The 24,460-nt window shown below is 22.7% G+C and carries 20 protein-coding genes; 9 read left to right on the plus strand and 11 right to left on the minus strand.

What is annotated here, in order from left to right; translation table 11 throughout:
- Nucleotides 1–12: 12 nt before the first annotated feature.
- Nucleotides 13–1,362 (plus strand): citrate/2-methylcitrate synthase, encoded by a 1,350-nt coding sequence (locus tag EV215_RS01645; RefSeq protein ID WP_134112232.1) that lies wholly within the window; start codon nt 13–15, stop codon nt 1,360–1,362.
- A gap of 18 nt (nt 1,363–1,380) precedes the next feature.
- Here EV215_RS01645 and EV215_RS01650 read toward each other — a convergent pair whose 3' ends face one another.
- Nucleotides 1,381–2,886, minus strand: coding sequence for an HD domain-containing phosphohydrolase (locus EV215_RS01650; RefSeq protein ID WP_134112234.1), 1,506 nt, complete (start codon nt 2,884–2,886; stop codon nt 1,381–1,383).
- A gap of 266 nt (nt 2,887–3,152) precedes the next feature.
- Between EV215_RS01650 and EV215_RS01655 the strand changes: the two genes are divergently transcribed.
- Both EV215_RS01655 and EV215_RS01660 read left to right on the plus strand, forming a co-directional pair.
- Nucleotides 3,153–4,193 (plus strand): LacI family DNA-binding transcriptional regulator, encoded by a 1,041-nt coding sequence (locus EV215_RS01655; RefSeq protein ID WP_134112236.1) that lies wholly within the window; start codon nt 3,153–3,155, stop codon nt 4,191–4,193.
- A gap of 4 nt (nt 4,194–4,197) precedes the next feature.
- Entirely contained in the window at nt 4,198–6,657 is a 2,460-nt protein-coding gene (locus EV215_RS01660; protein WP_166667310.1) for a glycoside hydrolase family 31 protein, read from the plus strand.
- Nucleotides 6,658–6,717: 60 nt separating this feature from the next.
- On the opposite strand, the gene EV215_RS01665 is transcribed toward EV215_RS01660, so the two are convergent.
- The 3 genes from EV215_RS01665 to EV215_RS01675 are packed head-to-tail and all read right to left on the minus strand — an operon-like array spanning nt 6,718 to nt 8,375.
- Complete coding sequence (locus EV215_RS01665) at nt 6,718–7,419, minus strand: GGDEF domain-containing protein (protein WP_134112240.1); 702 nt, start codon at nt 7,417–7,419, stop codon at nt 6,718–6,720.
- A 17-nt stretch (nt 7,420–7,436) separates the two neighbouring features.
- On the minus strand, nt 7,437–7,811 hold the full coding sequence (locus EV215_RS01670; RefSeq protein WP_134112242.1) for a DUF1987 domain-containing protein: 375 nt from the start codon (nt 7,809–7,811) through the stop codon (nt 7,437–7,439).
- A gap of 6 nt (nt 7,812–7,817) precedes the next feature.
- The gene (locus EV215_RS01675; protein ID WP_134112244.1) at nt 7,818–8,375 is read right to left on the minus strand and encodes a SiaB family protein kinase; all 558 of its coding nucleotides are present in this window, start codon (nt 8,373–8,375) and stop codon (nt 7,818–7,820) included.
- A 252-nt stretch (nt 8,376–8,627) separates the two neighbouring features.
- Here EV215_RS01675 and EV215_RS01680 point away from each other — a divergent pair, with 252 nt between their 5' ends.
- Genes EV215_RS01680 through EV215_RS01690 form a run of 3 tightly spaced genes read left to right on the plus strand, consistent with a single transcriptional unit; the run spans nt 8,628 to nt 10,970 of the window.
- Complete coding sequence (locus EV215_RS01680; RefSeq protein ID WP_134112246.1) at nt 8,628–9,782, plus strand: toxin-antitoxin system YwqK family antitoxin; 1,155 nt, start codon at nt 8,628–8,630, stop codon at nt 9,780–9,782.
- Nucleotides 9,782–10,405, plus strand: a complete 624-nt coding sequence (locus EV215_RS01685; RefSeq protein ID WP_134112248.1) for a MarC family protein — start codon at nt 9,782–9,784, stop codon at nt 10,403–10,405. The genes EV215_RS01680 and EV215_RS01685 overlap by 1 nt, the downstream gene beginning before the upstream one ends.
- Before the next feature lie 10 nt (nt 10,406–10,415).
- Complete coding sequence (locus EV215_RS01690; RefSeq protein WP_134112250.1) at nt 10,416–10,970, plus strand: DJ-1 family glyoxalase III; 555 nt, start codon at nt 10,416–10,418, stop codon at nt 10,968–10,970.
- Nucleotides 10,971–11,033: 63 nt separating this feature from the next.
- On the opposite strand, the gene gmhA is transcribed toward EV215_RS01690, so the two are convergent.
- The 6 genes from gmhA to EV215_RS01715 form a co-directional block, all read right to left on the minus strand.
- Complete coding sequence (gmhA, locus tag EV215_RS01695) at nt 11,034–11,609, minus strand: D-sedoheptulose 7-phosphate isomerase (RefSeq protein WP_134112251.1); 576 nt, start codon at nt 11,607–11,609, stop codon at nt 11,034–11,036.
- Nucleotides 11,610–11,715: 106 nt separating this feature from the next.
- Complete coding sequence (locus tag EV215_RS01700) at nt 11,716–12,918, minus strand: L-lactate MFS transporter (protein WP_134112252.1); 1,203 nt, start codon at nt 12,916–12,918, stop codon at nt 11,716–11,718.
- A 217-nt stretch (nt 12,919–13,135) separates the two neighbouring features.
- Complete coding sequence (locus EV215_RS01705; protein ID WP_134112253.1) at nt 13,136–19,048, minus strand: hypothetical protein; 5,913 nt, start codon at nt 19,046–19,048, stop codon at nt 13,136–13,138.
- Nucleotides 19,049–19,236: 188 nt separating this feature from the next.
- Nucleotides 19,237–19,386 carry a hypothetical protein gene (locus EV215_RS10480; RefSeq protein ID WP_166667311.1) on the minus strand — a complete coding sequence of 50 codons (150 nt, stop codon included), beginning with the start codon at nt 19,384–19,386 and terminating at the stop codon, nt 19,237–19,239.
- 110 nt (nt 19,387–19,496) lie between these two features.
- The gene (locus EV215_RS01710) at nt 19,497–20,633 is read right to left on the minus strand and encodes a THUMP domain-containing class I SAM-dependent RNA methyltransferase (RefSeq protein ID WP_208320319.1); all 1,137 of its coding nucleotides are present in this window, start codon (nt 20,631–20,633) and stop codon (nt 19,497–19,499) included.
- Nucleotide 20,634: 1 nt separating this feature from the next.
- Complete coding sequence (locus EV215_RS01715; RefSeq protein WP_134112255.1) at nt 20,635–21,192, minus strand: CPBP family intramembrane glutamic endopeptidase; 558 nt, start codon at nt 21,190–21,192, stop codon at nt 20,635–20,637.
- Nucleotides 21,193–21,366: 174 nt separating this feature from the next.
- On the opposite strand from EV215_RS01715, the gene EV215_RS10755 reads away from it, so the two are divergent.
- The 3 genes from EV215_RS10755 to EV215_RS01730 are packed head-to-tail and all read left to right on the plus strand — an operon-like array spanning nt 21,367 to nt 23,307.
- A complete protein-coding gene (locus tag EV215_RS10755) occupies nt 21,367–21,600 on the plus strand; it encodes an MFS transporter (protein WP_306767433.1) in 234 nt (77 codons plus the stop codon).
- A complete protein-coding gene (locus tag EV215_RS01725; protein ID WP_166667312.1) occupies nt 21,597–22,511 on the plus strand; it encodes an MFS transporter in 915 nt (304 codons plus the stop codon). Before EV215_RS10755 ends, EV215_RS01725 begins: the two co-directional genes overlap by 4 nt.
- Before the next feature lie 34 nt (nt 22,512–22,545).
- On the plus strand, nt 22,546–23,307 hold the full coding sequence (locus EV215_RS01730) for a TrmB family transcriptional regulator (RefSeq protein WP_166667313.1): 762 nt from the start codon (nt 22,546–22,548) through the stop codon (nt 23,305–23,307).
- A gap of 58 nt (nt 23,308–23,365) precedes the next feature.
- Here EV215_RS01730 and dinB read toward each other — a convergent pair whose 3' ends face one another.
- Nucleotides 23,366–24,430, minus strand: coding sequence for a DNA polymerase IV (gene dinB, locus EV215_RS01735; protein ID WP_166667314.1), 1,065 nt, complete (start codon nt 24,428–24,430; stop codon nt 23,366–23,368).
- Nucleotides 24,431–24,460: the final 30 nt, after the last annotated feature.

Consider the following 24,460-nt stretch of genomic DNA (forward strand, 5'->3'; position numbering starts at 1 on the left):
AAGGAGGTATCTATGATATCAGAATCAAATATTAAAACATTAAATAAATTAATAGAACATGCAAAAGAAAATAATAAAATTAATCCTACTTATTATGATCTGTATGATATAAAAAGAGGATTAAGAAACAATAATGGAACTGGAGTTCTTGTTGGACTTACAGAAGTAGGATCAGTTCATGGATATGTTATTGAAGATGATAAAAAAATACCTCGTGAAGGAAAACTTTTTTATAGAGGCATAGAAATAAATGAAATAGTTAATGGTTTCCAAGAAGATAAACGATATGGATTTGAAGAAACTATTTATCTTTTACTTTTTGGAAAACTTCCAAATAAAAAAGAATTAGACGATTTTAATAAATTATTAGGAAGTATGAGAAATCTTCCATCTGGATTTAATGAAAATTTTATTTTAAAACTTCCAAGTAAAGATGTAATGAACCTTTTACAAAGAACAATTTTATTTTTATACTCATTAGATGATAATCCAGATGATATATCTATTAATAATATAGTTAAACAAAGTTTATATCTTATTGCTAGATTCCCTACTATAATAGCTTATGGATATCAAGCAAAAGTTTATAATTATGACAATAAAAGCTTATTTATCCATCCAGCTAGAGAGGATTATAGTACAGCTGAAAATATACTTCATATGAGTAGAGCTGATTCTAAATTTACAAGAATTGAAGCTGAAGTATTAGATTTATCTTTAGTTATGCATGCAGAACATGGTGGAGGAAATAACTCTGCTTTTGCTACACACGTTGTATCATCTAGTGGTACAGACACTTACTCTGCTATTGCTACAGCAGTTGGATCATTAAAAGGACCTAAGCATGGTGGTGCAAATATAAAAGTAAGAAATATGATAGATAATATTAAAGAAAATGTAAAAAATTATTCTAATAAAGAAGAATTAAAAAAATATCTTAAACAAATTTTAAATAAAGAAGTTTTTGATAAACAAGGTCTTATTTATGGAATGGGACATGCTATTTATACTATTTCTGACCCTAGAGCAATGTTATTAAAAGAAAAAGCTAGAGAATTGGCTATAGATAAAAATGCTGTAAAAGAATTTGAATTATACGAAAATATTGAATTATTAACTAAAGAAATTTTTTTAGAACAAAAAAATAAATTAATTTGTGCTAATGTGGATTTATATTCAGGGTTTGTTTATTCAATGCTTAATATACCACAAGAATTATACACGCCACTTTTTGCAACAGCTAGAATAGCAAGTTGGTGTGCTCATAGAATCGAACAAATTTTAAGTGATAAAAAAATTATAAGACCTGCTTATAAAAATGTAAGTAGTATTAATAAATATGTAAAATTAAAAGATAGATAACAAAAAACTCTTGAATCGTCAAGAGTTTTTAATTTTATTTTTAATTTTTATAAATTCTTCTATATTTTCTAATAAAATATCAACTAATTTTGGTTCGAAATGTTTACCTTTTTCAGATTTTATATATTCTAAAGTCTTTTCTAAAGAATATTCTTTTCTATATATTTTAGGATGTAACATGGAATCAAATACATCACAAATACTAATTATTCTAGAAAAAATATTTATTTCTTTACCTTTTAAACCTCTTGGATATCCAGTTCCATCCCATTTTTCATGATGTTCATATGCTATTATAGCACTTGCTTGTAATAAAGCTCGTTTTGAAATTTTTAAAATATTATGTCCTATTTGTGCATGTTGTTTTGCTACTTCAAATTCTTCAAATTTAAGTTTTGTAGGTTTATTTAATATTTTTTCTGTTATTCCAATTTTTCCTATATCATGTAATGGTGCAGCATATTTAAGTATTTTAGATTTGTGTTCATCAAGACCATATTTTTTAGCAAATAAATACGCATATTCTGAAATTCTTTTTACATGAAAATTTGTTTTTTCTGATCTGTTTTCAATGGCTTCTCCTAATGTAAGTATAACATCTTTTTGTGTAGATAAAATCTCTTCATTTAAAATAATATTTTCAACGGCAGTTCCTATATTTTTCCAAAATATATTTATTAAATTTTTATCTATATCACTTAAAGGCTCTGTATTTTCAAAATATACATACAATTTTTTATTATTAAAATATTTTAGGCAACCTACAAAAATATTCTCTTTAATCAAACTATCTTTAGGCCGCTTTAGACACTCTATATTACTATTTAAAAACAAATTTTTATAAATATTTTTAATTTCTTCTTTCTCTATAGAAAAACTATGAATAATATTAAAACTCTTCTTTTTTACACATAAAATAAAACTTTTATCTATATCAAAAGTATCTTTAAATTCATCAGCAATTAATTTTGAAAAACTTTTTAAATTATGTTCAAGTTTAAATAATTTGGGAGCAATAGAAATAATTTTTTCTAATACAAGTTTATTTCTTTCAATATTTATGATTTCTTTATATGCTCTAAGGGAAGATATTATAGATGTAATAAGTTTTTGAGCTGTTAATTCTGTTTTTTCTTTATAATCATTTATATCATAATTTAATATAATATTTCTTTCTGGCGCTAAGCCAGGTTGTCCTGTTCTTAATATTATTCTAATACTTCTATTATTTAATTCATTTCTAATAAATTTAACTATTTCTAAACCAGAATTATTTTTATTCATTACAACATCTAATAATATAATAGCAGTATCTTTATTATTAATTAATGCATGTTTTGTTTCTTTATCATTATAGCAGTTAATTAATTCTAATTTTTTATTATCATATTTAAAATCTTTTAAAACTAATTTAGTTACAGAATGTATATCTGGTTCATCATCAGCAATAATTATCTTCCATTTCTTTTTTCCTATATTTTTTTCATTGTTTTTTATAGTTTCTGTATGAAATAGTTCATTCATGATTTCAACACTCCCATAATTTAACTTGGAATATCCCCACTATTAATTATATAGTTTTATTAGTTTTTTTTCAAATAATTATTGTCTTTTTTTAAAAATCTTTTCATAAATCAAAACTAAAATTTGATTTTAAAACTTTTTTAACAGAATTAAAACAATATTGTTTTTTAGGTAAATATATAAAAATAACTTTACTTATATTGACAAATAACTTATAAAAGAATATACTTTAAAAGTAAAATGGTAAACTAAAAGGAGAAATATTTATGAAGAAAAAGTATACAATTGCAGATGTTGCAGATTTGGCTGGAGTATCAAAAACCACAGTTTCAAATGTTATAAATAATATTGAAAATAAATTTACTGAAGAAACTAAAATTAAAGTATTAAAAGCTATAGAAAAACTTGATTTTAATATAAATATTGGTGCTAAAAGTTTATCTGAAGGAAAATCATATTTAATAGGTGTAATTTTGCCTATATATAAAGATACTGATATTTTACAAGAAAATTTCTTTTTACAAGAATTTTTATCAGGAATAAATAGATATTTAAGTACAATAAAAAATAAATATGATATAATTTTTACTGGTGTTAATGAAAATAAATTTAATATAAAAAATTGGATTAGAAAAAGAGCAATTGATGGTGTTATATGTTTTGGACTTACAAGTAATTATATTTATGAATACCTTGAGCAATTAAAAATACCGACTGTCATTGTAGATGATCTAAGAGATGCTACAAATGGTTTTTCTAGAGTTTATATTGCTGATAAAAAAGGTGGATATTTAGCTACAAAGTATCTTATTGAAAATGGTCATAAAGATATAGCATTTATAAATACAGGAATTAATCTAAGTAAAGTTGAAAAAAATCGTTTTAATGGATATATTGAGGCATTAAGTGAGTATAATCTAAATTTTTATGAAAGTAATTGTTTTGAATTGAAATATCTTCATTATGATTCTGGAGTTTATATTGCTGATAAAATAAAAGATTTAATAGGGAAACAGTTTACTGCAGCTTTTGTAACTTCTGATATTATTGCTATTGGTCTGATCAATAGATTACAAGAATTAGAAATAAAAATCCCTAATGATTTTTCAGTCGTAGGATTTGATAATATATCTCTTAGTAAATATATATATCCAAAATTAACTACTATTGATCAAAATATCTATAAAAAAGGACAAAGTGCTGCTGAAGAACTTATAAAAATTATTGAATATGATGATATTAAAAAAAATATAGAAATGGATGTATCACTTGTTATAAGAGAAAGTGTTAAAAATGTTAAGGAGTGATTTTTTGTTTATTAAATATAAGTTTTTAAAAATTATAATTTTTTTATTAGTAATAAATTCTATTATTACTTTTAGTGAAGAATTTAAAATAATAAAGAGTAAAGAATTTTTAACTGTTTGGAAAAATGTAGGGGATGTAAGATATGTATCTTCAAAGAAAGATTTTATAATTATATATCATTATGGAAAAATAAGAACGAAAATTTCTTTTATAGATAATAATATTGTTCATGTTCAAATAAGTAATAATAATAAATTTTCAGAAAAAAGTTATGCAGTTATTAATAATAATAAATTTAAAGATTTTATTTATTCAAAAGATAAGGACTATATATATTTATCTACAAATACTCTTACATTAAAAATTTCTAAAAAAAATTTTAATATAGAAATATACAGAGGAGAAAAATTAATTAGTAAAGATATAGAAATAAAATGGAATGGAAATAGATTTTATAACAAAAAACTTATATTAAATAATAGTAAATATTATGGTTTTGGAGAAAAAACAGGTGATTTAGTAAAAAATGGTTTTCAAATGAAAATGTGGAATAATGATAGCTATGATTATGATAAAAATACGGATCCACTCTATATGTCTATTCCATTTTTTATAGAATTTAATAAAGAGTATTGTAATGGAATTTTATTTGATAATACTTATCAAACATATTTTGATATTGGATATACTGAAAAAGATAAATATTATTTTGGAGCTCTTGATGGAGAATTAAATTATTATTTTATTAGTGGAAATAATCCAAAAGAGGTTATTAAAAGTTATACTAATTTAACTGGTAGAATAAATTTGCCACCAAAATGGTTGTTTGGATATCATCAATCTAGATATAGTTATTATCCACAAAAAAAAGTAATAGAATTAGCAAAATCTTTTAGAGATAAAAATATTCCTGCTGATGCAATATATTTAGATATAGATTATATGGATAGATATAAATCTTTTACAATTGATAATAATAAATTTCCAGATTTTAAAAAAATGATAGATGAACTACATAATATGGGATTTAAAGTTGTGAGTATTATAGATCCAGGAATAAAAATGAAGTCAGGGTATAATGTTTATGATAGTGGAAAAGAACTAAATGTTTTTTTAAAAAATGATAAAGAAGAATTAATTAAAGAAAAAGTTTGGCCGGGATTAGCGGTATTTCCAGATTTTACAAATAAAACTGTAAAAGAATGGTGGGGAAAACAATATATTCCTTTAATTAATTTAGGAATTGATGGATTTTGGAATGATATGAATGAACCGAGTATTTTAAATAGCAAATCTAATACACTTCCTTTAAATACATTGCATACAGATTTTAATAAAAAATCTTTTCATACTAAAATTCATAATGTGTATGGTCAGGAAATGGCAAGAGCTTCTCTAGAAGGATTGAATAGTCATAGACCAAATTACCGAAATTTTATATTAAGTAGAAGCGGTTATGCAGGAATTCAAAAATATGCTGGTGTTTGGACGGGAGATAATAGATCAAATTTTGAACATTTAGCCTTAAGTATTCCAATGCTTTTAAATTTAGGATTATCAGGAGTTCCTATTTCAGGTGCTGATGTCGGTGGTTTTATTACTTCACCATCAAAAGAATTATTTATTCGTTGGATGCAATTAGGAATATTTTATCCTTATTTTAGAAATCATACCGCAGATAATACAAATCCTCAAGAACCGTGGGCCTTTAATGAAGAGACGACTAAAATTATAAAAAAGTATATTAATTTAAGGTATAAATTAATACCATATATTTATGACTATATTTATGAATCATCTAAAAATGGTATCCCATTAATGAGAGCTTTATTTTTAGAATATACCAATGATGAAAAGTTATATACAATAGAAGATGAATTTTTATTTGGTGATTCTTTACTTATAACACCTGTTATAAAAGAAAATACTTTTAAAAGAGAAGTATATTTTCCAAAAGGGAATAACTGGATAAATTTTTATACAAATGAAGTTTATCAAGGAGGGAAAACTTATTTAATTAATGCTCCATTAGATATAATTCCTATTTTTATTAAAGAGAATGCTATTATTCCAATGCAAGATATAGTACAATATATTGATGAAAATGAAAATAATTCGCCTCTTTATATAAATATATATGGTGATGAAGATACAAATCATATTTTGTACTTAGATGACGGAATATCAAAGAATTATTTAAAAGGAGTTTTTACTAATATAGAGATAAAAAAACAAAAAAATAAAATTAGTTTTAATATAAAAAATATTAATTATATACCGAAAAATAAGAACTTATATATTGTTCTAAAAAATAAATCTGTAAAAAATATATTAATTAACAATTCTAAATTAAATGAAATAAAAAATAAACAAGAAAAAGGGATAGGTTTTTATTATAAAAATAAGGATACTATTATAAAGTTAAAATTTTTTATTAAAAATATTGAAATTCAATATTTTTAATAAAAGTATATTATTTAAAAAATAGGCTATATTTTGAATATATTAAAATATAGCCTATTTTTATAAAATCTCTATTCTATTTCTCCCATTTTCTTTTGCAATATAGAGTGCTACATCAGATCTTTTTAGTAAAGTATCCAAGGTATCATTAATTTTAATAGTTGTAATTCCAAAACTACAAGTTTTTTGAATGTTTTTATCAGAAAAAACTTTCTCAGAAATAATTTTTCTTAATTTTTCATAATATAATTTTACATCATAACAATTTTTTTGAGGAGAAATAATTAAAAACTCTTCTCCGCCCCATCTTCCAAAATAATCTTCTTTTTGTTTATTTTCTAAAATAAAAGTACTAATTTCTTTTATTATTTGATCTCCAATATCATGTCCGAAAGTATCATTAACATTTTTAAAAAAATCTATATCAATTAGAGTAATAGAAAAAATACTAGTGTTATCATTTATAAATTTATTATAATTTTCTACTAATATATTTTTTAACTTTCTTCTATTATAGATATTTGTTAAATCATCTTTATGAGAAATACTTTTAAACTTATCCGTTAAAGTAAGTAACTTTTGCTGTTGTATATCATTTATTTTTATTAGTTTTTCAAATTTTCTTAACATTTTTTCATAATTTTTTTTTAATTTGAAATATTCAGAAATTACTTCTTCTTTGTTTATTTCATTATTTTTTTTAAAATAAAGTATCTTTTCTTCAGCTTTTTTTAGTATTTTATTCTCTAAATAAAATTTCATATTCCTCCCTTTAAAAATTAAATTTCAATTATTTCAAAGGGAATTTCTAAATCTTCTTTAAATTCTTCACCTGTTTCTAATATATTTCTATCATTTTTTTTATAGAACCATTTAATAAGTACTTTTCCACCATCTAAATAATAAGATTCTAATAAATCAAAAATATCAAGCATACATTTAGAAGAGCTTGTGTTTAGATAATCAATATATAGTTCTAAAGTAATTTTGTTTTTAACTTCTTCTATATATGCTTCTATCCATTTAAATATCTCATCAAAAAAATAAACAACATTTTCTGGATAAGAATTCCCTTTTAAAATTATCTTACCGGTATTTTTATTACATTTTATATCAAAATTATCTTGTGTCCCTTCAATGTATAAATTTTCCATCCCTAATTAAATTCCCTCCTTATCTATTGTAACTTCTAAAGTGAAAAATGACGTGTTTTTATCAATTTTTTTTATTTCGGCTTTTAGAGAATTTAATGAATTTTTCCTCATATAGATTAAACCTAATCCTGCACTATTTTTATTTAGTCTGGGCTCTTTTAATTTTTTTTTATATAATTTTTTTATTTCAGTAGAATTTAATGAATTTAAATAATTACATTTTTCTATAAGTTCTCTACCAATTTCAGAAGAAACATTATTACCTGAATAAATTTTATAATTTTTTTCTTTTTCAATAGCAATAATAATTCCATTTTTTAAATTATTTTGTTTAAGTGAATGAAGTTGAATATTTTGAGCCATTTCAATAAATATAGAACATACTTTTTTTAAAATAGAATAATTATTTTCTAAATAACAATGTTCATAATTTAAATTTAATTTATTTTTTAAAGACTCAACTAATTCATATAATTTTTTTTGAGTAAAATTCCCCTCAAAAAAAATTAATATATGATTATTTTTTAATATTTTTTCAACTTCAAAAAAATTTAGACACCCCAATGTCATCCCTCTTTTCAAAATTTTTTTGAAATTTTTTTGAAATTTTTAGTTTTTTTTATTATAAAATTATAACATATATTCAGATTTTATGTCAAAAAAAATAACTTTTTTGTTAAATTTTTTTTGAAATATATTATAGTTTATGTTAGAATTAGACAGAATATTTATTATGATATCTATATCACAATTTTAATCTTAATTTAAGGAGGAGTTATTATTAAAATATTAATTGTTTTTTTTATAGTATTCTTAGTGAGTTGCACAAATTTAAAACCTTTTAAAATAAAAAATAATAAAATAATAAAAACAGAATATTATGATGTAAGTAAAAAAAATAGAAAATCTGTGTTAGAATATAAAAATAATATATTAAAAAAAGAAATCAATTATTATAAAAATGGAAATATAAAAGAAATAATAGAATATAAAAATGGATTAAAAAATGGTGTTACCCTATTATATAATGAAAATGGTTCTTTATGTAAAAAAGAAACTTATTTTGAAAATCAACTAAATGGTGAAGTAATAGAGTATTATTCTAATGTTATTCCTAAAAGCATTTATAATTATAAAAATAATGTATTAAATGGTAAATATCGTAAATTTTATATGACTGGTAGTGTTAAAGAAGAAGGTGAGTATAAAAATGGATTAAAAAATGGTGAAGTAAATAAATACAATGAAAATGGAGATATTATTTTATCTGAATACTATAAAAATAATAAAAAAAATGGAATATCTATTGAATATTATCCAAAAAGTTTTGATTTTCCTAATTTAATAAAAAAGAGTGAAGTTATGTATCAAAATGATTTACCTATAGGGAAAAAAATTGTTTATGATATAAATGGGAATATTATCTCTATTATAGACTATTCAAAAGAAATAGCCGAAGAAACTATCTATTATAATTATGAACAAAATAAAATTAAACGAAAAAATTATTTAATTAATAATAAATTAGAAGGAATATCAAAAGTATACTATGATAATCCTCAAAATTCATTAAAAGCTGAATATAACTATAAAAACTCTATGTTAAATGGAGAAATTATCGAATTTTATGAAAATGGTAATATCAGAGAAATCATTAATTATAAAAATAATTTAAAAAATGGTATTGAAACATATTTTTATCCAAATAAAAATAAAAAATATGAAATAACTTATAAAAATGGTCAAGCAAACGGACCTTTTAGATATTATTATGAAGACGGAATTCTTCAATTAGAAGGTTCTTATAAAAATAGAAGGTTTGATGGTAAAATAACTAGTTATTATAAAAATGGTAATATTCAATCTATTGAATTCTATAAGGAAAATAAAAAAATTAATACACATTATTTTTATAATAAAAGCGGTAAGTTAGAATATACTATAGATTACACAAAGGAGAAAAAAAATTAATGATAACAAAAATATTTATAATAGCTACTACTCTACTAGCTGTAATGAATCCGTTTGGAAACGTACCATTATTTGTAAGTATGACAGAAAGTTTATCTAAAAAAATGAGGAATAAATTATTTGATTTAATAGTTTATACTGGTTTTTCTATTGTTATTCTTTTTGGATTAATAGGAGATATTTTACTTAAATATTTTTTTAAAGTGGAAATGATGCAAATAAAAGTTGCGGGGGGACTTATACTTATTATAGTAGCTATTAAAAGTTTGCTTACACCTAAAGAAAAAAAACAAAATAACTCAAGTAAAAATATTCTTGAAAGTGAAGAAGAAATTTTACAGCAAGGTATTATTCCTATGGCATTTCCTATATTAGTAGGGCCTGGTACTATGACGACTATTCTTATTATAAAAAAAGAATCCGGTAGCCTTTATGTAATACTTGCTACAATTATAGCTTTTATTATAATAAAAGTATTACTTACTTATTCTCATTTTATAGAAAAAATATTTGGTAAATTAGTTTTATATATTCTTTCACGTGTAATGCAAATATTTATTATTGCAACAGGTGTAAAAATGTTAGCAACGGGTATATTTGAAATTATAAAATCATTTCAATAGGAGGTTTAAAATGAAAAAGAAAGTAGCTATTCATTTAGCAAATGGTTTTGAAACGATAGAAGCTTTAACACAAGTTGATTTATTAAGAAGAGCAGAAATAGATATAATAACGGTTTCTATTACTCAAGATAAGATTATTGAGAGTAGTCAGGGAATAAAAATAACAGTAGATAAGTTATTAAATGAAGTAAATTATGATGAAATAGATATGATAATATTACCTGGAGGTATGCCGGGAACTACTAATTTAGAAAATAGTGATGATTTAAAAAGAGTTATAATTGATTTTGATCTTGATAATAAATACATTGCAGCTATTTGTGCTGCTCCTATGATACTTGGTAAAATGGGATTTTTAGAAGAAAAAAATGCTACATGTTATCCTGGGTTTGAAAAATATTTATTAAATGCTAATTATCTTCCAAATGAAAAAGTTGTAGTAGCTGATAATATCATTACTTCGAGAGGAGTGGGGACATCTATTGATTTTGGGTTAAAATTAATAGAATTATTGATTAATAAAGAAAAATCTGATGAAATTGCAAAATCAATTTTAAAAAATTAAAATAATTTTTTAATAATATCAATACAAAAAAAGAGAAGTCTAATTAAATAAACTTCTCTTTTTTTAATATAATTCAGGAAACATTATTCTTTCTACACCTTCTATTATTATATGAAGTATCATCATATGAATTTCTTGAATTCTATCAGATGTAATTCCAGGAATTATAAATTCATAATCGCAATTTCCTTTTAATTTCCCACCATTTTTTCCCAATAAACCAATTGTTTTTATATTTAGCTCTTTAGCTTTCTCAAATGCCTTTATTACATTAGTAGAATTTCCACTTGTAGAAAGGCCAATTAATATATCACCATTTTTTCCATATGCTTCTACGCCTTTAGAAAATATATAATCAAATCCATAGTCATTTCCTACACAAGTAATGTGAGAAGAATCCGAAATACTTATTGCTGGAAGAGCTTTTCTATTTTTTCTAAACCTTCCTGTAAACTCTTCTGCAAAATGCATTGCATCACAATTACTTCCACCATTTCCACATATCATTACTTTATTACCATTTTTAAAAGCTTTTGTTATTTCTTTTGAAATTTCTTCAGTTATTTTAAAATTATTTTCATTTTCTATAAACTTCTTTAATAAATTAAATGCATCAATGTATGATTTTTTTAAATTCATTTTTTCTCCTTTCAAATATTTATTCTAACTTATAAATGTTACCAAAAAAAATATATAAAATCAAGGTGATTATTTAAATTTTACTAATCTCCTTGATTTTTTTTATTTATAAAGATATTTTTTTTAATATTTCTTTTTCTTTTAAATTTAAATTTACTAATATTATACCTATTATTAATAAAAGAATTACTGGATAAAATACATATATATATGAACCGAATGTATCTTTTATAATTCCTGAAATTATTCCAGCTAATAGAGCTCCTATTCCATAAGCTAAAAACATTACTCCATAGTTTTGTGAATAATTTTTACTTCCAAATATTTTACTTGTAGCTGCTGGAGCAATAGATAGCCACCCACCAAGATTTAACCAAAACATAGAAAAACTTATAATATAGGCAATTATACTATGTTCTCCTGTTAAGATAACAATTATAGAAGAAATTAGTAATATAAAATATGAAACATTTATACTTATTTTTACTCCAAATTTATCTACTAATATTCCAAATAAAGGTCTACCAATTCCGTTAAAAATAGCAAAGAAAGATACATATATAGCTGCTTGTTTTGGCGATATATTTAGTAAATTTTGAGCAAATGGACTACTTATTCCTATTATCATTAAGCCTACAAAAGTTCCGATTGTATAAGTAATAAATAAGATATAAAATTCTTTTGTATTTAACATTTCTTTTAAAGTATAATTTTTTGATTTTTTATTTTCTTTTATTAAATTATAGGTGTTTTCTTTTGGGTATTCAAATGGTAAAGCTAAAATTACATTTATTACTATAAAAACTATACCTAAAATTTTAAAAGTTGAAAAAATCCCAAATTTTTCAATTAAATTTGATGCAAGTGGTGCTGTAATAAATGGAGATAACCCAAATCCAGCAAGAGTAGCTCCCACTGCAAGTCCCTTATTATTTGGAAACCATTTAGCTGCTACACTCATTGGAGCTCCATATACAATACCTACCCCTATTCCACCTAGTACTCCGTATGTGAATATAAGAAAACCTATATTTGTTGCATAACTAGATAAAAACCAAGCTATTCCTACTAATATTCCCCCAAATATTATTGTAAGTCTAGGCCCTATTTTATCTAAAAAACTTCCAGCAATAGGCATAGTAAGCGCATAACACATTAAAAATATAGTATATGGTAATCCTGACTCTGTTGCATTTAGATTTAATGCAATTTGTAATGGTTTCCTAAACACACTCCATGAATAAATTGTTCCCAATGTCATAAAAATTAATATTCCCAATGGAATATAAAGATGTTTCTTCTTCAACATAAAATCACTCCTTTATTATTATTTTTATTAAATCTAAAAAAATGAAAAAGACTCCCCTTAAAAAAGAGAGTCTTTTAAAAAATATATTCTATTTATTTTTTTCTTTAATTTTTTTTGTTTAAATTTATTTTTAGTTTTCCTTAATTTTCTCAGCATAAAATCACCTTATTATTTAAGTATAACATATTTTATCATAGATAAAATATAATTTCAAGTATTATTCATCTACTGATTGTACTTCAAAATCATTTTGAGAATCTCCTACTATTTTTACTTTACTAGTTCTGCTTCTAGAGCTTTCTTCACTTTTACCTATAATTTCAAAATCAGCTTTTGGTACAAATCCTTCTATTTGGAATCCACTTCCAAGGCTATTAGATAAATTATCTAATATATCTAATTTAAATGTAATTCTACCTCCAGCTACATCTTTATGATTACTTATATTTAATGCTATTACTTTTACTTCCCCATCAAGTAACTCATTATTTTTTATCTTAGTTTTATATGTTTCGTAATTATTTATATCAACTGTATATTCAAATGTTGTATTTTCACCTAGAATTTTTTCAACACCTTCATCTGTATATTTAAGATCTGTTACTTTTACACCTTTTATTCTTACCTCTTTTATTATTATTTTCCATAATTTTGTATAATCTTTCATATTACTAGCATCTAATATTAGTGTATAATTCGTTCCTGATTTATAATCAATATATATTTTAAAATTATTTATAGGATTACTATCAAATTTATTATCTTTTAATATTTTTAAATTTCCTAATGTTGAAGCTTTTGAATCTACAGTTATACTATCTGATGTTATAAATGTTTTTTCATATCCAGAAGTAGAATAAAGAGTTATTTTTGAAATATTATTCATACCATTATCTACTGTAATGTCTTTATTAATAAAATTTGTAATAGTATAATTTTTATTGTTTATTGTTATTATTGCTTTTGATAAATCTACATTGTCACCATTACTATTTTTACCATTTATAGTAAAATATATTTTATTTTTTATTATTTTAAACTCTTCATCCATTATTTGTTCTATAAAATTAGTAGAATCTGCTGAATTTTCCATATCAGATGTAAGAGTTATATCAATGTTTTCTATAATTTCATTATTATATGTAATAGTTTGAGTTAAATTGCTCTCTGAAGATTTTGCTGAGTTTCCTGCTTTATCTATTACTTCTATATCAAACTCTATCTCCTGTCTTCCAATAAGTTCTTTTATTAATTCTTTTTCTTGAATAAGCTTAAATTGCTCAATAACTTTATTATTTTCTGTAATTTCACTTATATTATCTTTAAAATCTATTTTATTTTGTTCGTATTCAAGTGATGTTTCTAAATCAGGATTAGTTAATAATATATAATTTTCTTTATTAAAAGATAATTTATTATCTTTTACAGTAAGATTTATATTAAATTTATCTCCTACTTTAAAATCTGTAAAATCTGTATTAGTTATTTTTTCAATAGTAAAATCAGTTATAACTGGTGCTATTGTATCCATATAGTATACACTATTTAATACTCCTTCTGTGTTATTATTATATTCTTCTAATAATTTATTTTTAAAATTAACAGCAGTTACTACCTTATTAGCTATTTTCCCAGTTTTACTTATTGTTACTATTTTTTTAATCTGATATTTTCCATCTAAAGAATTACTCTCTTTTATTTTATCTGTACTTATACTGAGTTCATTAGAGTTTGTTGCATTCCAATAGATATTATTAGTTAAATCTATATCTTTACTAGATAAAATATTTGTTTTAGTTTCTATCAAATCTGATTCTGTTTGATCATAATTATATAAAGCTATATAACCTATAGTATCTATATCACCCCCTATTATATCAATACTTCCGGCATCATTTAAGTAATATTCACCTTCTATAGGCTCTAAAGGCGTTGTTCCTTTTTTATATTTTGAAATTTCTCCGTATTTTGCAGTATCACTTTTATTTTTTATTACTTTTATTTTCACTATTTCATTATTATATATTTTTCCACTAATATATGTTTCTTCTTCTATATCATCTGTTATTTCTATATTATAGATTAAATCTACTGTTCCATTATTATTATTTTTTGATTTAACAAAAGTAATTTTATCTAGTCCACTTAATGTTAATCCAAAAGGTTTTTCATTTATAGTTATAATACTATCAGCATCTAAAGTTATTTTTAGTTCTGCTACATTTCCATTATTCATATAAAAATTATCTGTTATATTACTATTAGAACTTGTTACTGAAGTATATTTTATTATATCATTAGTACTAAATACTTTTAACTTTTCAAAAAGTTCTTTATTCGTATTATTTGTAATAGTAGTACTTTTTAATTCAGGCATAAAGTATATATTTTCTAATATTTTTTGTTCTCTTAATCCATTTTTATTTTCTACATATGCGTATACATTATATATTTCACCTTTATTTAAATTTGATTCAGGTATATTAAATGTAAATGGATATTGCGTATCAATAGTACCATTTTGTATATTATTATAACTATTTTTATCTACATATACTATATCTCCTTTTGAATTTTTTATTGCTATCCAAATTCTACTTAAATCTGTGTACTTATCTTTTGCCCAACCATTAATTTTTATTAAATTATTTTCTACTTTAAATATTCTATTTGTTGCATCTTCATTAGGTGTTGTAATATGTATTTCAAGAGTTTTTAGTACTGGTTCTATATAAATTCTATTACTATTTTCTGTTACATCTTCAAGTTGTTTTGTTAATACTGCATCACTTCCGGTATCAAGTGTTAAATTTAAATCAAAATATACTTTTCTATTTTTCCCTTCTTCATAGATATCATCATTAAAAGGTGTTGTATATTTTAAATCCCATCTTTGAATTATCCCTAATTTTTTTGCATCTTCTACTAAATATGATTTTAACAATGTAGTGTTACTAGTAATATAATGCCAAGAAATATCTAATCCTGGTTGATTTCTAAAATCAGTATATGGTCTTACAGATGAGGAGCTTCTATTATTAGCTATTAATGAAAAATAAATATTATTATTTTTCATTTTTTCAGATAATTTTTCTATTACATCATTATATGTATAACCTAATTTATTAATTCGCGGTCCTGCGTCTAAACCTTCATCTGTTGGCATAATAATCCATTTCTTAGATTTTAATATTATATCATTTTTATTTGAAGTTATATTACCGTATTTATCAAGACCTCTTCCATAATCTTCAAAACGTTTTATTGCATAATGCAACGCCCAAGCTCCATTACCTTGAATACCTGTTACTCCATCCCAATAAATACTACTTCCTCTTACACCATTAGCGCCTACTTGTTTTATTGCTTGTTGTACTATTGAAAGATCATCAAACCATCCATCTCCAGTTCCTTCATCATTTCCTTTATATACAGTTAGATAATATTCTCCATTTCTAACCATTCTTCCTGATGTTTTTCTAAAAATTTTTCTTTTTAAAATTTTATATATATTATTTGGATCAGCTTTTTCTTGTACAAAATTACGATAATATTCTCTAAAATATACTTCACCATAATTTCTTTTCTTTGCTGGTGATGGTACATCTACTATATGTGATGAACGATAGGTATTCCAACTACTATCTTTATAATCAAATTGATCATATCTAATAGCTCCTTCTAGTACACCATTTCCATATCCTATTGTTGATTTAACTTTAAAATCATCTTTTCCATCATTTGTTTCAGGTACAAATTTTATTCTATTAGTATCACTATTTGAACCATTTAAAAGCCAAGCATCTTGAGGTGCTTCAAATGAAATAATATTAAATTTTACATCAAATCCATTTGACTCAAGCAAGGCTACTATATCGCTTAAACTATCTTTTACAGCTGCTAATTCTTGACTCATTGATGCAGACCCATCAGCCATAATTATAACATCAAGAGGATATTTAAGTCCCATTTTATTAGATTTAGTTATAGTTGAAACTTTCCCTAATTTCTCTTCTGTTTCTCTTATTTCTTTTATATAACCTATTTCTCCATTTTCATTAGATAAAATATTATCTGTAGTTAATGAAAGTTGTTTAGGTGCTTTTGTAAAAAAGTCTACATTTATTACTGGATATGAAGATTTATCTATACTATTTATCATATAAATATTATTTGCTGTTGCATTACTTCCTTCATCTATTGCTGGTTTTCCTGAGGTAAAAACAGCTGTTGTTTCTAAATTATATATATCATAATCTCCATTTTCATCACTATATTCTGTATATATTTCAATTACAAATTCTTCATTTATAGGTAATCCTTGAATTACAAAATTTTCTGGTGAATATATAAATGTCATATTCCCATATTCAGCTTTTTTATTATATACATAATAATTAAATTCGATATCTACATAATCTATTTTATTATCTATAAAATCTTGATAATTTTCTTGTGATAATAAATTTTTATTATATGTTTTATTATAAACATCGTATTTATATTTAGTTTGATTATTTCTATAAAGTCTAAACATGATTTTTTGATTATTAAAATATTTAGCATATTTATTTGCTTCTATTTTCTTCCAAGTTATATTTACTAAATCACTATTTTGATTTAATTTAATATTATTTAGCTTTAATGGGTAATAAATATCTATAAGTTTATTTTTTAATGAATCTTTTAATGTTAATTTAGACACATTTGTAACATTATCTATACCTTCCATTACATCTTTATTTATAAATATATCACTTCCTGCACTACTACCCTTAAAATACCATTTTGAATTATATTCAATATAATCGTTAACTAAGTTATAGCTTAAGTTCTCTACATCTAAAGAATTTATCGTTCTTATTGCTTGAATAGTTGAACTATTATCATCTTCTAAATACGATAAATCTGTAAAATCTTTATCGATATATTTAGAAGCATGAAAAACTATAGTCTGATCTCTATCAGCATCTCTAGGTTCAGCAATAATAAGTTCTGGTATTATTGGTCCTGTTATTTCAATATCTCCTTTTCCTTTTATATATGAATTACCTGTTAAATATAAATTTTTTGAAATAACACTTCCTTCTATCCTTGCACTTCCAGTTAAATTTACATCTGCATTTGGAGCATATATATAATTTATTGGAGATACCCCTCCGTTTATAGTTACATTTTGACCTGATGTCACTATTCCATATTCAAGACTAGCACTTCCAGTTATATTTATATTAGTATTATTTGCATAAATTTTACCAGTTGTTACGGCGTTTCCATTAATTGTTAACTCATTTCCTTTTGTTATTAATTCGTTAAAATCTATTTTTGCACTACCTGATATATTTATATCAGCTTGTTCTACATACAAAAAACCTTGTATTTCTATCGCATTAGCTAGATTAAGGGGTGCAGTTCCTAAATAATAGTAATAAATATAGCTATTATCATTTTTACTATCTATAATTTTACCATTTGACTTCAAATCAAATGTAGTCGTTACTATAAAAAATAATCTCCCTGTACCGTTTCTATTTATTATAACATCTCCACTGATATCTAATTTGTCAACTTTTATATATAAATCATTATTTCCAACATTAATAATCATTTTATCTTTAACAGTAATATTCTTGTAATATCCACTATCTTCTGAATTAATTGTCACATCATTATTATAATCTTCATATATATCTTCTTGAGAATATAAACCATCTACTACTGGTGTTTTAAAATCTAACCAATCTGGTATATCAAAGCTATATTGTTTGTTTAACTTAGATATCGTATTATTTTTTACATTATTATAAAATTCTTGTTGTTCTATACTTCCTGTTTTATACCAATCTGGGAAATTAATTATATCGTCTGCTATTGCTGTATTTCCTATATAAATAGAGCGATAGTTTAATTTTGTATCTCCAATCCAAGAAGTACCTTCTAAAAGTATAGGTTTTTCTCCCTGTATTAAGCTATTTGCATTGCTTCCTGTCATTCCTTCAATTCTAGATGAACCTGTTAAATTTACAATCCCTTCAATTGAAAAAGCAGTCCAATCTTTTACTATAATATTTTCAGCAAAAGTAAATGCAGTCATAAAAATGAATATCAATCCCACTATTTTCTTCTTCATAATATCACACCTTCCCAAATAATTCTTTTTTTGTATTCCAATACTAAATTCGAACTATTATTTTTATTTTTTCCATATTTTTTATCATAAAAGTCTCTTTAAATAATAACATATTGCTCTTAAAAAGTCTATAAAAAAAGCAGCTTAAAATTCATTTTAATAAAGCTGCTGTAAGATAATTTATGTACTTATATTATATTGTCAATCAACTCTTCTAATTCTCTTCTTTCTGCTTGAGAAAGATCATACCCTAATTTTAATTTTTTTAAAATTTTACTGTTCTCTGCTAAAGACGAGGATTCTAATATTTTTATTATTAATTTTTTATAAAAATCCATAAATTTACTCCTTGTATTTTATAATTATATTATACTCTATAAATCAATTATTTCAAACTTTTATGTTGTTTTTATTATTAATTTTTTTATTCTTTATAATTCATTATCTTTCAATTATTTTTTTGTTTTCTATTAAAATACTGATAATAATAACACTTTATCCCACCATTATATAGTTTTCTATTTTTATCAGATTTTTTCCCAAAATATCTTTCAAAATCTTCATTTGAAGTAATTAAATAAAACTCAAAATCTTTATAATATTTTTTATATATTAGTCCCATCTCTTTATACAAATTAATTACGTAATCTTCATCTTCTAGTCTTACACCATATGGTGGATTAGAAATTATAACGCCATTTGTATAATTTTCTCTATTTTTTAAGTTTCTTAAATCTTTGTTTTTAAAAATAATTATATCATCAACATAAGCATTTTCTGCATTTTCTATTGCTAAATCAACTATACTTTTATCTATATCATAGCCAATAAACTTTTTATTAGTTGTTCTTTCATTTGAAAAAGCTTTATCTCTAACATCAATCCAAATATTTTCATCAATTATATTCCATTTTTCAGAGACAAAATTTCTATTTACACCAGGCATAATATTTTTAGCTATCATTGCAGCTTCTATAAGTAAAGTTCCTGTCCCACAAGTAGGATCTATAATTATATCTTTTTTCATTGCATTAGCTAAATAAACTAACGCTGCTGCTAAAGTTTCTTTTATTGGTGCTTCATTGTGTTTTGCTCTATAACCTCTTTTATGAAGAGGATCTCCAGATGTATCAATCATTATTTTTACAATATCTTTTTTTATTTGTACTTTTATTTTATAACTTGCTCCATCCTCTTCAAATCTACTTACTTTGTATTTTTCTTTTAATTTTTCAACAATAGCTTTTTTTATTATTGATTGAGAATCTCTTTTACTAAAAAGTTTTGATTTTACAGAACTTATCCATGATATAGGAAAGTTTGCATCAACTGGTAATATTTCTCCCCAAGAAAGTCTCTTAGTATTTTGAAAAAGTTCTTCAAATGTTGTAGCTTTAAATTCACCCATTTTTAAATATATTCTATCTGCACAGCGAAGAGATATATTTAATATTGGTATATCCTTTATTCTACAATTTATTTCAATTTGTCCATCAAATACTTTAAAATCAGTATATCCTAAGTTTAATAATTCTTTTTTTACTATAGCTTCAAGTCCCATAGTTGTTGTCGCTATTAAAGTAATTTTATTCATAATTGTCCTTTCTATTTCTTAAATAAAATTTTATTGCTATTTTATAAAATGGATAAATTAAACTCAATATTAAAATAATAAGAATAATTTTTATTGATTTAATTTCTAAATATTTCTCAATAAAAATATCTATTTTATAAAATATTATTATTCTTGCAAATGCATTAAAAACAAAATGTGAATATATTGCATACCATATATTTTTAGTAGTGTAATAAATAAAGATAAAAAAAACATTTAATAATGATAAACTTATAAAATCTACTCCAAATAAAGAATATATAAAAGTCGAAATAAAAATCGCCCACCAAAAATTATATTTTGCTATTAATCCAAATAAAAATTTTCTAAATAAAAGTTCTTCAAATATAGGTGAAATAAATAAAAGTGTTATCCATATTTCTTTTTCAGTCATTGTGATTTCGGGTAATTTTATTAAATTTGGTAAAATAATCATTATAAAATTAATTGGTAAAATTATTAAAAACCTAAAAATTATACTAAGCAAAAATATTTCCCATAAGTTATCTTCTATTTTTTTGTAATTCATGATCAGCCTCACTATTTTTTACTAAATTATATCATATTTTTTATTTTTTGTATTGAAAAAAATTGTTTTACAAAGTATAATAGTTGTATTAATATAACAACTTTTTATAATACTTTATAAAATAAAATTTATAAAGTATTATACCTAGGTGACAAGATATATAATATAAATATATTGAGAGAGGAAAAATTTATGAAATACTATAGTTTTCTTACATTCTTTTTATACTTTTCAATGGGTGCTACATTGCCTTTATTTTCACAATATCTACAATCTATTGGGTTATCTGGTATAGAAATAGGTTCAATTTTTTCTATTGGTACTTTTATTTCTATATTATTTCAACCATTTTGGGGATTTATAGCAGATAAAACTAATGCAATAAAAAAATTCTTATATTTTTATTGACTTTTTCTGCATTGACTATTAGTTCTATTCCTTTTACTAAAAGTTTTATAATTATTGCTGTTTTATATGCCTTATATCAATTTTTCACTTGTGGAATTTTCCCATTAAATGATGCTGCTGTACTTCATTCAACACATGAATTTGGAAAAATAAGGCAATGGGGTTCTGTTGGATTTGCTACTGCTGCTTTTATATCATCAATATTAGCACAATATCTTTCAAATAATATTATTTTTTATATCACTGCCTTTGCTTGTTTTACTGCTCTTATATTTTTAAAACAAATTGATATAAAAAGTATTCATGAGGAAACTATTAACTTAGTTTTATTAAAAGATTTATTTAAGAATAAAAATTATATATTATTTTTAATTATGGCTTTTTTTATAGGTGGTACTATAAATGCTAATAATACATATTTTGGATTACTTTATAAAAACTTAGGTGGTACTACTTCTGGTATTGGATTTGCATTTTTACTTTTCGCTTTAAGTGAAGCACCTTTTTTAAAAAATAGTGATTTTATAATAAAAAAATTTGGTGTAAACAAATTATTAATATTTTCTGGAATATCTTTTATGCTTAGATGGGGAATATACAGTTTTATTCCTAGCACAAAAATAATATTAATATTGTTTTTTCTACAAGGAATATCAATTGGAACTTTTTTAGCAGGAGCTGCACAATATATTAAATTGCATACAAAACAATCTCAAACTGCTACTGCTATTACCATATATTTCTCGCTTAGCTTAGGAATAGGTTCAATGCTATGTATATTTTTATCTGGTATAATAATAGATAAGATAAATATTTTTGCAGCATATAAATTTTATTTCCTATGGTCTACTATTGGATTTCTCGTTTTAATATATCTTTATTACTCATTAAAAAAACAAAACCATAGATAATTTTTTGGAGGTGGTTAATATAATTATAAATACTTTGTCAAAATTTGGATTTACAGAAATAGAATCAAAAGTTTATTATGAACTTATTAAAAATCCAAATTCAAATGGTTCTCAAATAGCTAAAATTCTTAATTTACCTCGAACTTCAGTGTACTCAGCATTAGATAAGCTTTTAAAAAAAGGTTGTGTATTTTTGCTTGCTGAAAATGATAGTAATAAATATATCGCACTCGAATCTAGTAAACTTCTTAAAAAACTAAAAAAAGAGTATATGGAAGGTATAGAATTATTAAATGATGAATTTAAAAAAATTTCTATTAATGATGAAAATAATCAATACATAAATATTAATGGTGAAGAAATATTTTTTGAAAAAATACGTGAAATGATTAAAAATGCAAAAGAAGAAATATATATAAATACAAATTTTGATTTAAATTTATTTGAAAAAGAATTTTTAGAACTAAAAAAGAAAAAAATAAGAATTATTCTATTTACTTTTGAAGATATTGATTATTCACATTTAGGAATAGAGGTTTTTAGTAAAAAATTTACTGGAAAATGTCGTGATGATTATAAGCGTATGATGATTGTTATTGATATGAAAGAAGCCTGCATTGGAGAAAAAGGAAGAAATAAAGAGTTGATAGGTAGTTTTACAAAAAATAGATTACTTATTGATATAGTTACAGAACATATTCATCATGATATTTATCTTACTAATTTATCAAATTTTTATAATATCGATATGAATAAAATAAAAATAAATACTAAGCATGAAAATTTGTTTAATTAAATAAAAAACTCTCACTTTTAATTTGAAAAAAATGAGAGTTTTTTATTTTTAATTAATTTTAATCTAATTTTTTTTTAATTAAAGTTAATTGTTCATTTTTATGAGTAATTATATTTGAAAATGTTAATCCTATTAATCTTATCTTATTTTTATAATCAAATTCCTTTTTAAATTCTTCTAATAATTTAATAAATTCTATTTTATTCTCACTAAAATCTTTTAAAGTTTTAGAACGAGTAATTATGTGTCTATCTTCAAATCTTATTTTTAACACAAGTGTCTTTGCATAATATTTTTTATTTATCAGTCTTTTATAAATTTTATTAAAAATATCATCAAGTGTATTAAAAATAATAATTTTATTATCTGTATTAAATTTAAAAGTGATTTCATTCCCTATAGATTTATATTTTCTTTCAGTTTTAATTTTTCGATAGTCTATTCCTCTACTATAATCATAAAGTAATTGAGCCTTACTACTTCCTAAAATTTCTTTTAAAAAATAATAATTTTTTTCTTTGATTTCTCTTATTCTATTTATATTATTCTGTCTTAAAAATTTTTGTGTTTTTTCTCCTATTCCTGGTAAAATTTTTATATCTTTTTCTTTAAAATATTCATAATATTCTTTATTATTTTTTATAATAAAAAATCCTCCTGGTTTATTTACTTCACTTGCCAATTTAGCAGTTAACTTATTATATCCTATCCCTACTGAGCAAGTAAGTTTTGTATGTATATAAATTCTTTTTTTAAACTTTTTTATAAAATACTCATAACTAGGATATTTATTTATAATATTTGTTATATCAATATAACCTTCATCAAATGCAATAAATTCTATATTATCGGTTAATTTTTTAATTAAATTTTGAATTTGATATGCAACTTTTATATATTTATTTTTATCTACATTAAGATATATTCCATTTGGACATAATTTCCGTGCTTCAGTTACACTCATTGCAGAATGCAACCCATACTTCCTAGCTTCATAATTACAAGTTGTTATTACACGAGTTCCTACAATTACAGGCTTCCCTTTTAATTTTGCATTATCTCTTATTTCAATTGAAGCATAAAATGCATCCATATCATAATGCATTATAACTTGCTTTTTCATTTTTCTCCTTATATTAATAAAATTATTTAT

The organism is Hypnocyclicus thermotrophus (assembly GCF_004365575.1).
Classification (GTDB): Bacteria; Fusobacteriota; Fusobacteriia; order Fusobacteriales; family Fusobacteriaceae; genus Hypnocyclicus; species Hypnocyclicus thermotrophus.

What these genes read in the sequence shown, in the direction of transcription:
- EV215_RS01690 (WP_134112250.1), top strand. Translation starts at nt 10,416, where the DNA reads ATGAAAAAGAAAGTAGCTATTCATTTAGCAAATGGTTTTGAAACGATA.
- gmhA (WP_134112251.1), bottom strand. Translation starts at nt 11,609, where the DNA reads ATGAATTTAAAAAAATCATACATTGATGCATTTAATTTATTAAAGAAG.
- EV215_RS01715 (WP_134112255.1), bottom strand. Translation starts at nt 21,192, where the DNA reads ATGAATTACAAAAAAATAGAAGATAACTTATGGGAAATATTTTTGCTT.
- EV215_RS01705 (WP_134112253.1), bottom strand. Translation starts at nt 19,048, where the DNA reads ATGAAGAAGAAAATAGTGGGATTGATATTCATTTTTATGACTGCATTT.
- EV215_RS01655 (WP_134112236.1), top strand. Translation starts at nt 3,153, where the DNA reads ATGAAGAAAAAGTATACAATTGCAGATGTTGCAGATTTGGCTGGAGTA.
- EV215_RS10480 (WP_166667311.1), bottom strand. Translation starts at nt 19,386, where the DNA reads ATGGATTTTTATAAAAAATTAATAATAAAAATATTAGAATCCTCGTCT.
- EV215_RS01645 (WP_134112232.1), top strand. Translation starts at nt 13, where the DNA reads ATGATATCAGAATCAAATATTAAAACATTAAATAAATTAATAGAACAT.
- dinB (WP_166667314.1), bottom strand. Translation starts at nt 24,430, where the DNA reads ATGAAAAAGCAAGTTATAATGCATTATGATATGGATGCATTTTATGCT.
- EV215_RS01665 (WP_134112240.1), bottom strand. Translation starts at nt 7,419, where the DNA reads ATGAAATTTTATTTAGAGAATAAAATACTAAAAAAAGCTGAAGAAAAG.
- EV215_RS01685 (WP_134112248.1), top strand. Translation starts at nt 9,782, where the DNA reads ATGATAACAAAAATATTTATAATAGCTACTACTCTACTAGCTGTAATG.
- EV215_RS01670 (WP_134112242.1), bottom strand. Translation starts at nt 7,811, where the DNA reads ATGGAAAATTTATACATTGAAGGGACACAAGATAATTTTGATATAAAA.
- EV215_RS01700 (WP_134112252.1), bottom strand. Translation starts at nt 12,918, where the DNA reads ATGTTGAAGAAGAAACATCTTTATATTCCATTGGGAATATTAATTTTT.
- EV215_RS01650 (WP_134112234.1), bottom strand. Translation starts at nt 2,886, where the DNA reads ATGAATGAACTATTTCATACAGAAACTATAAAAAACAATGAAAAAAAT.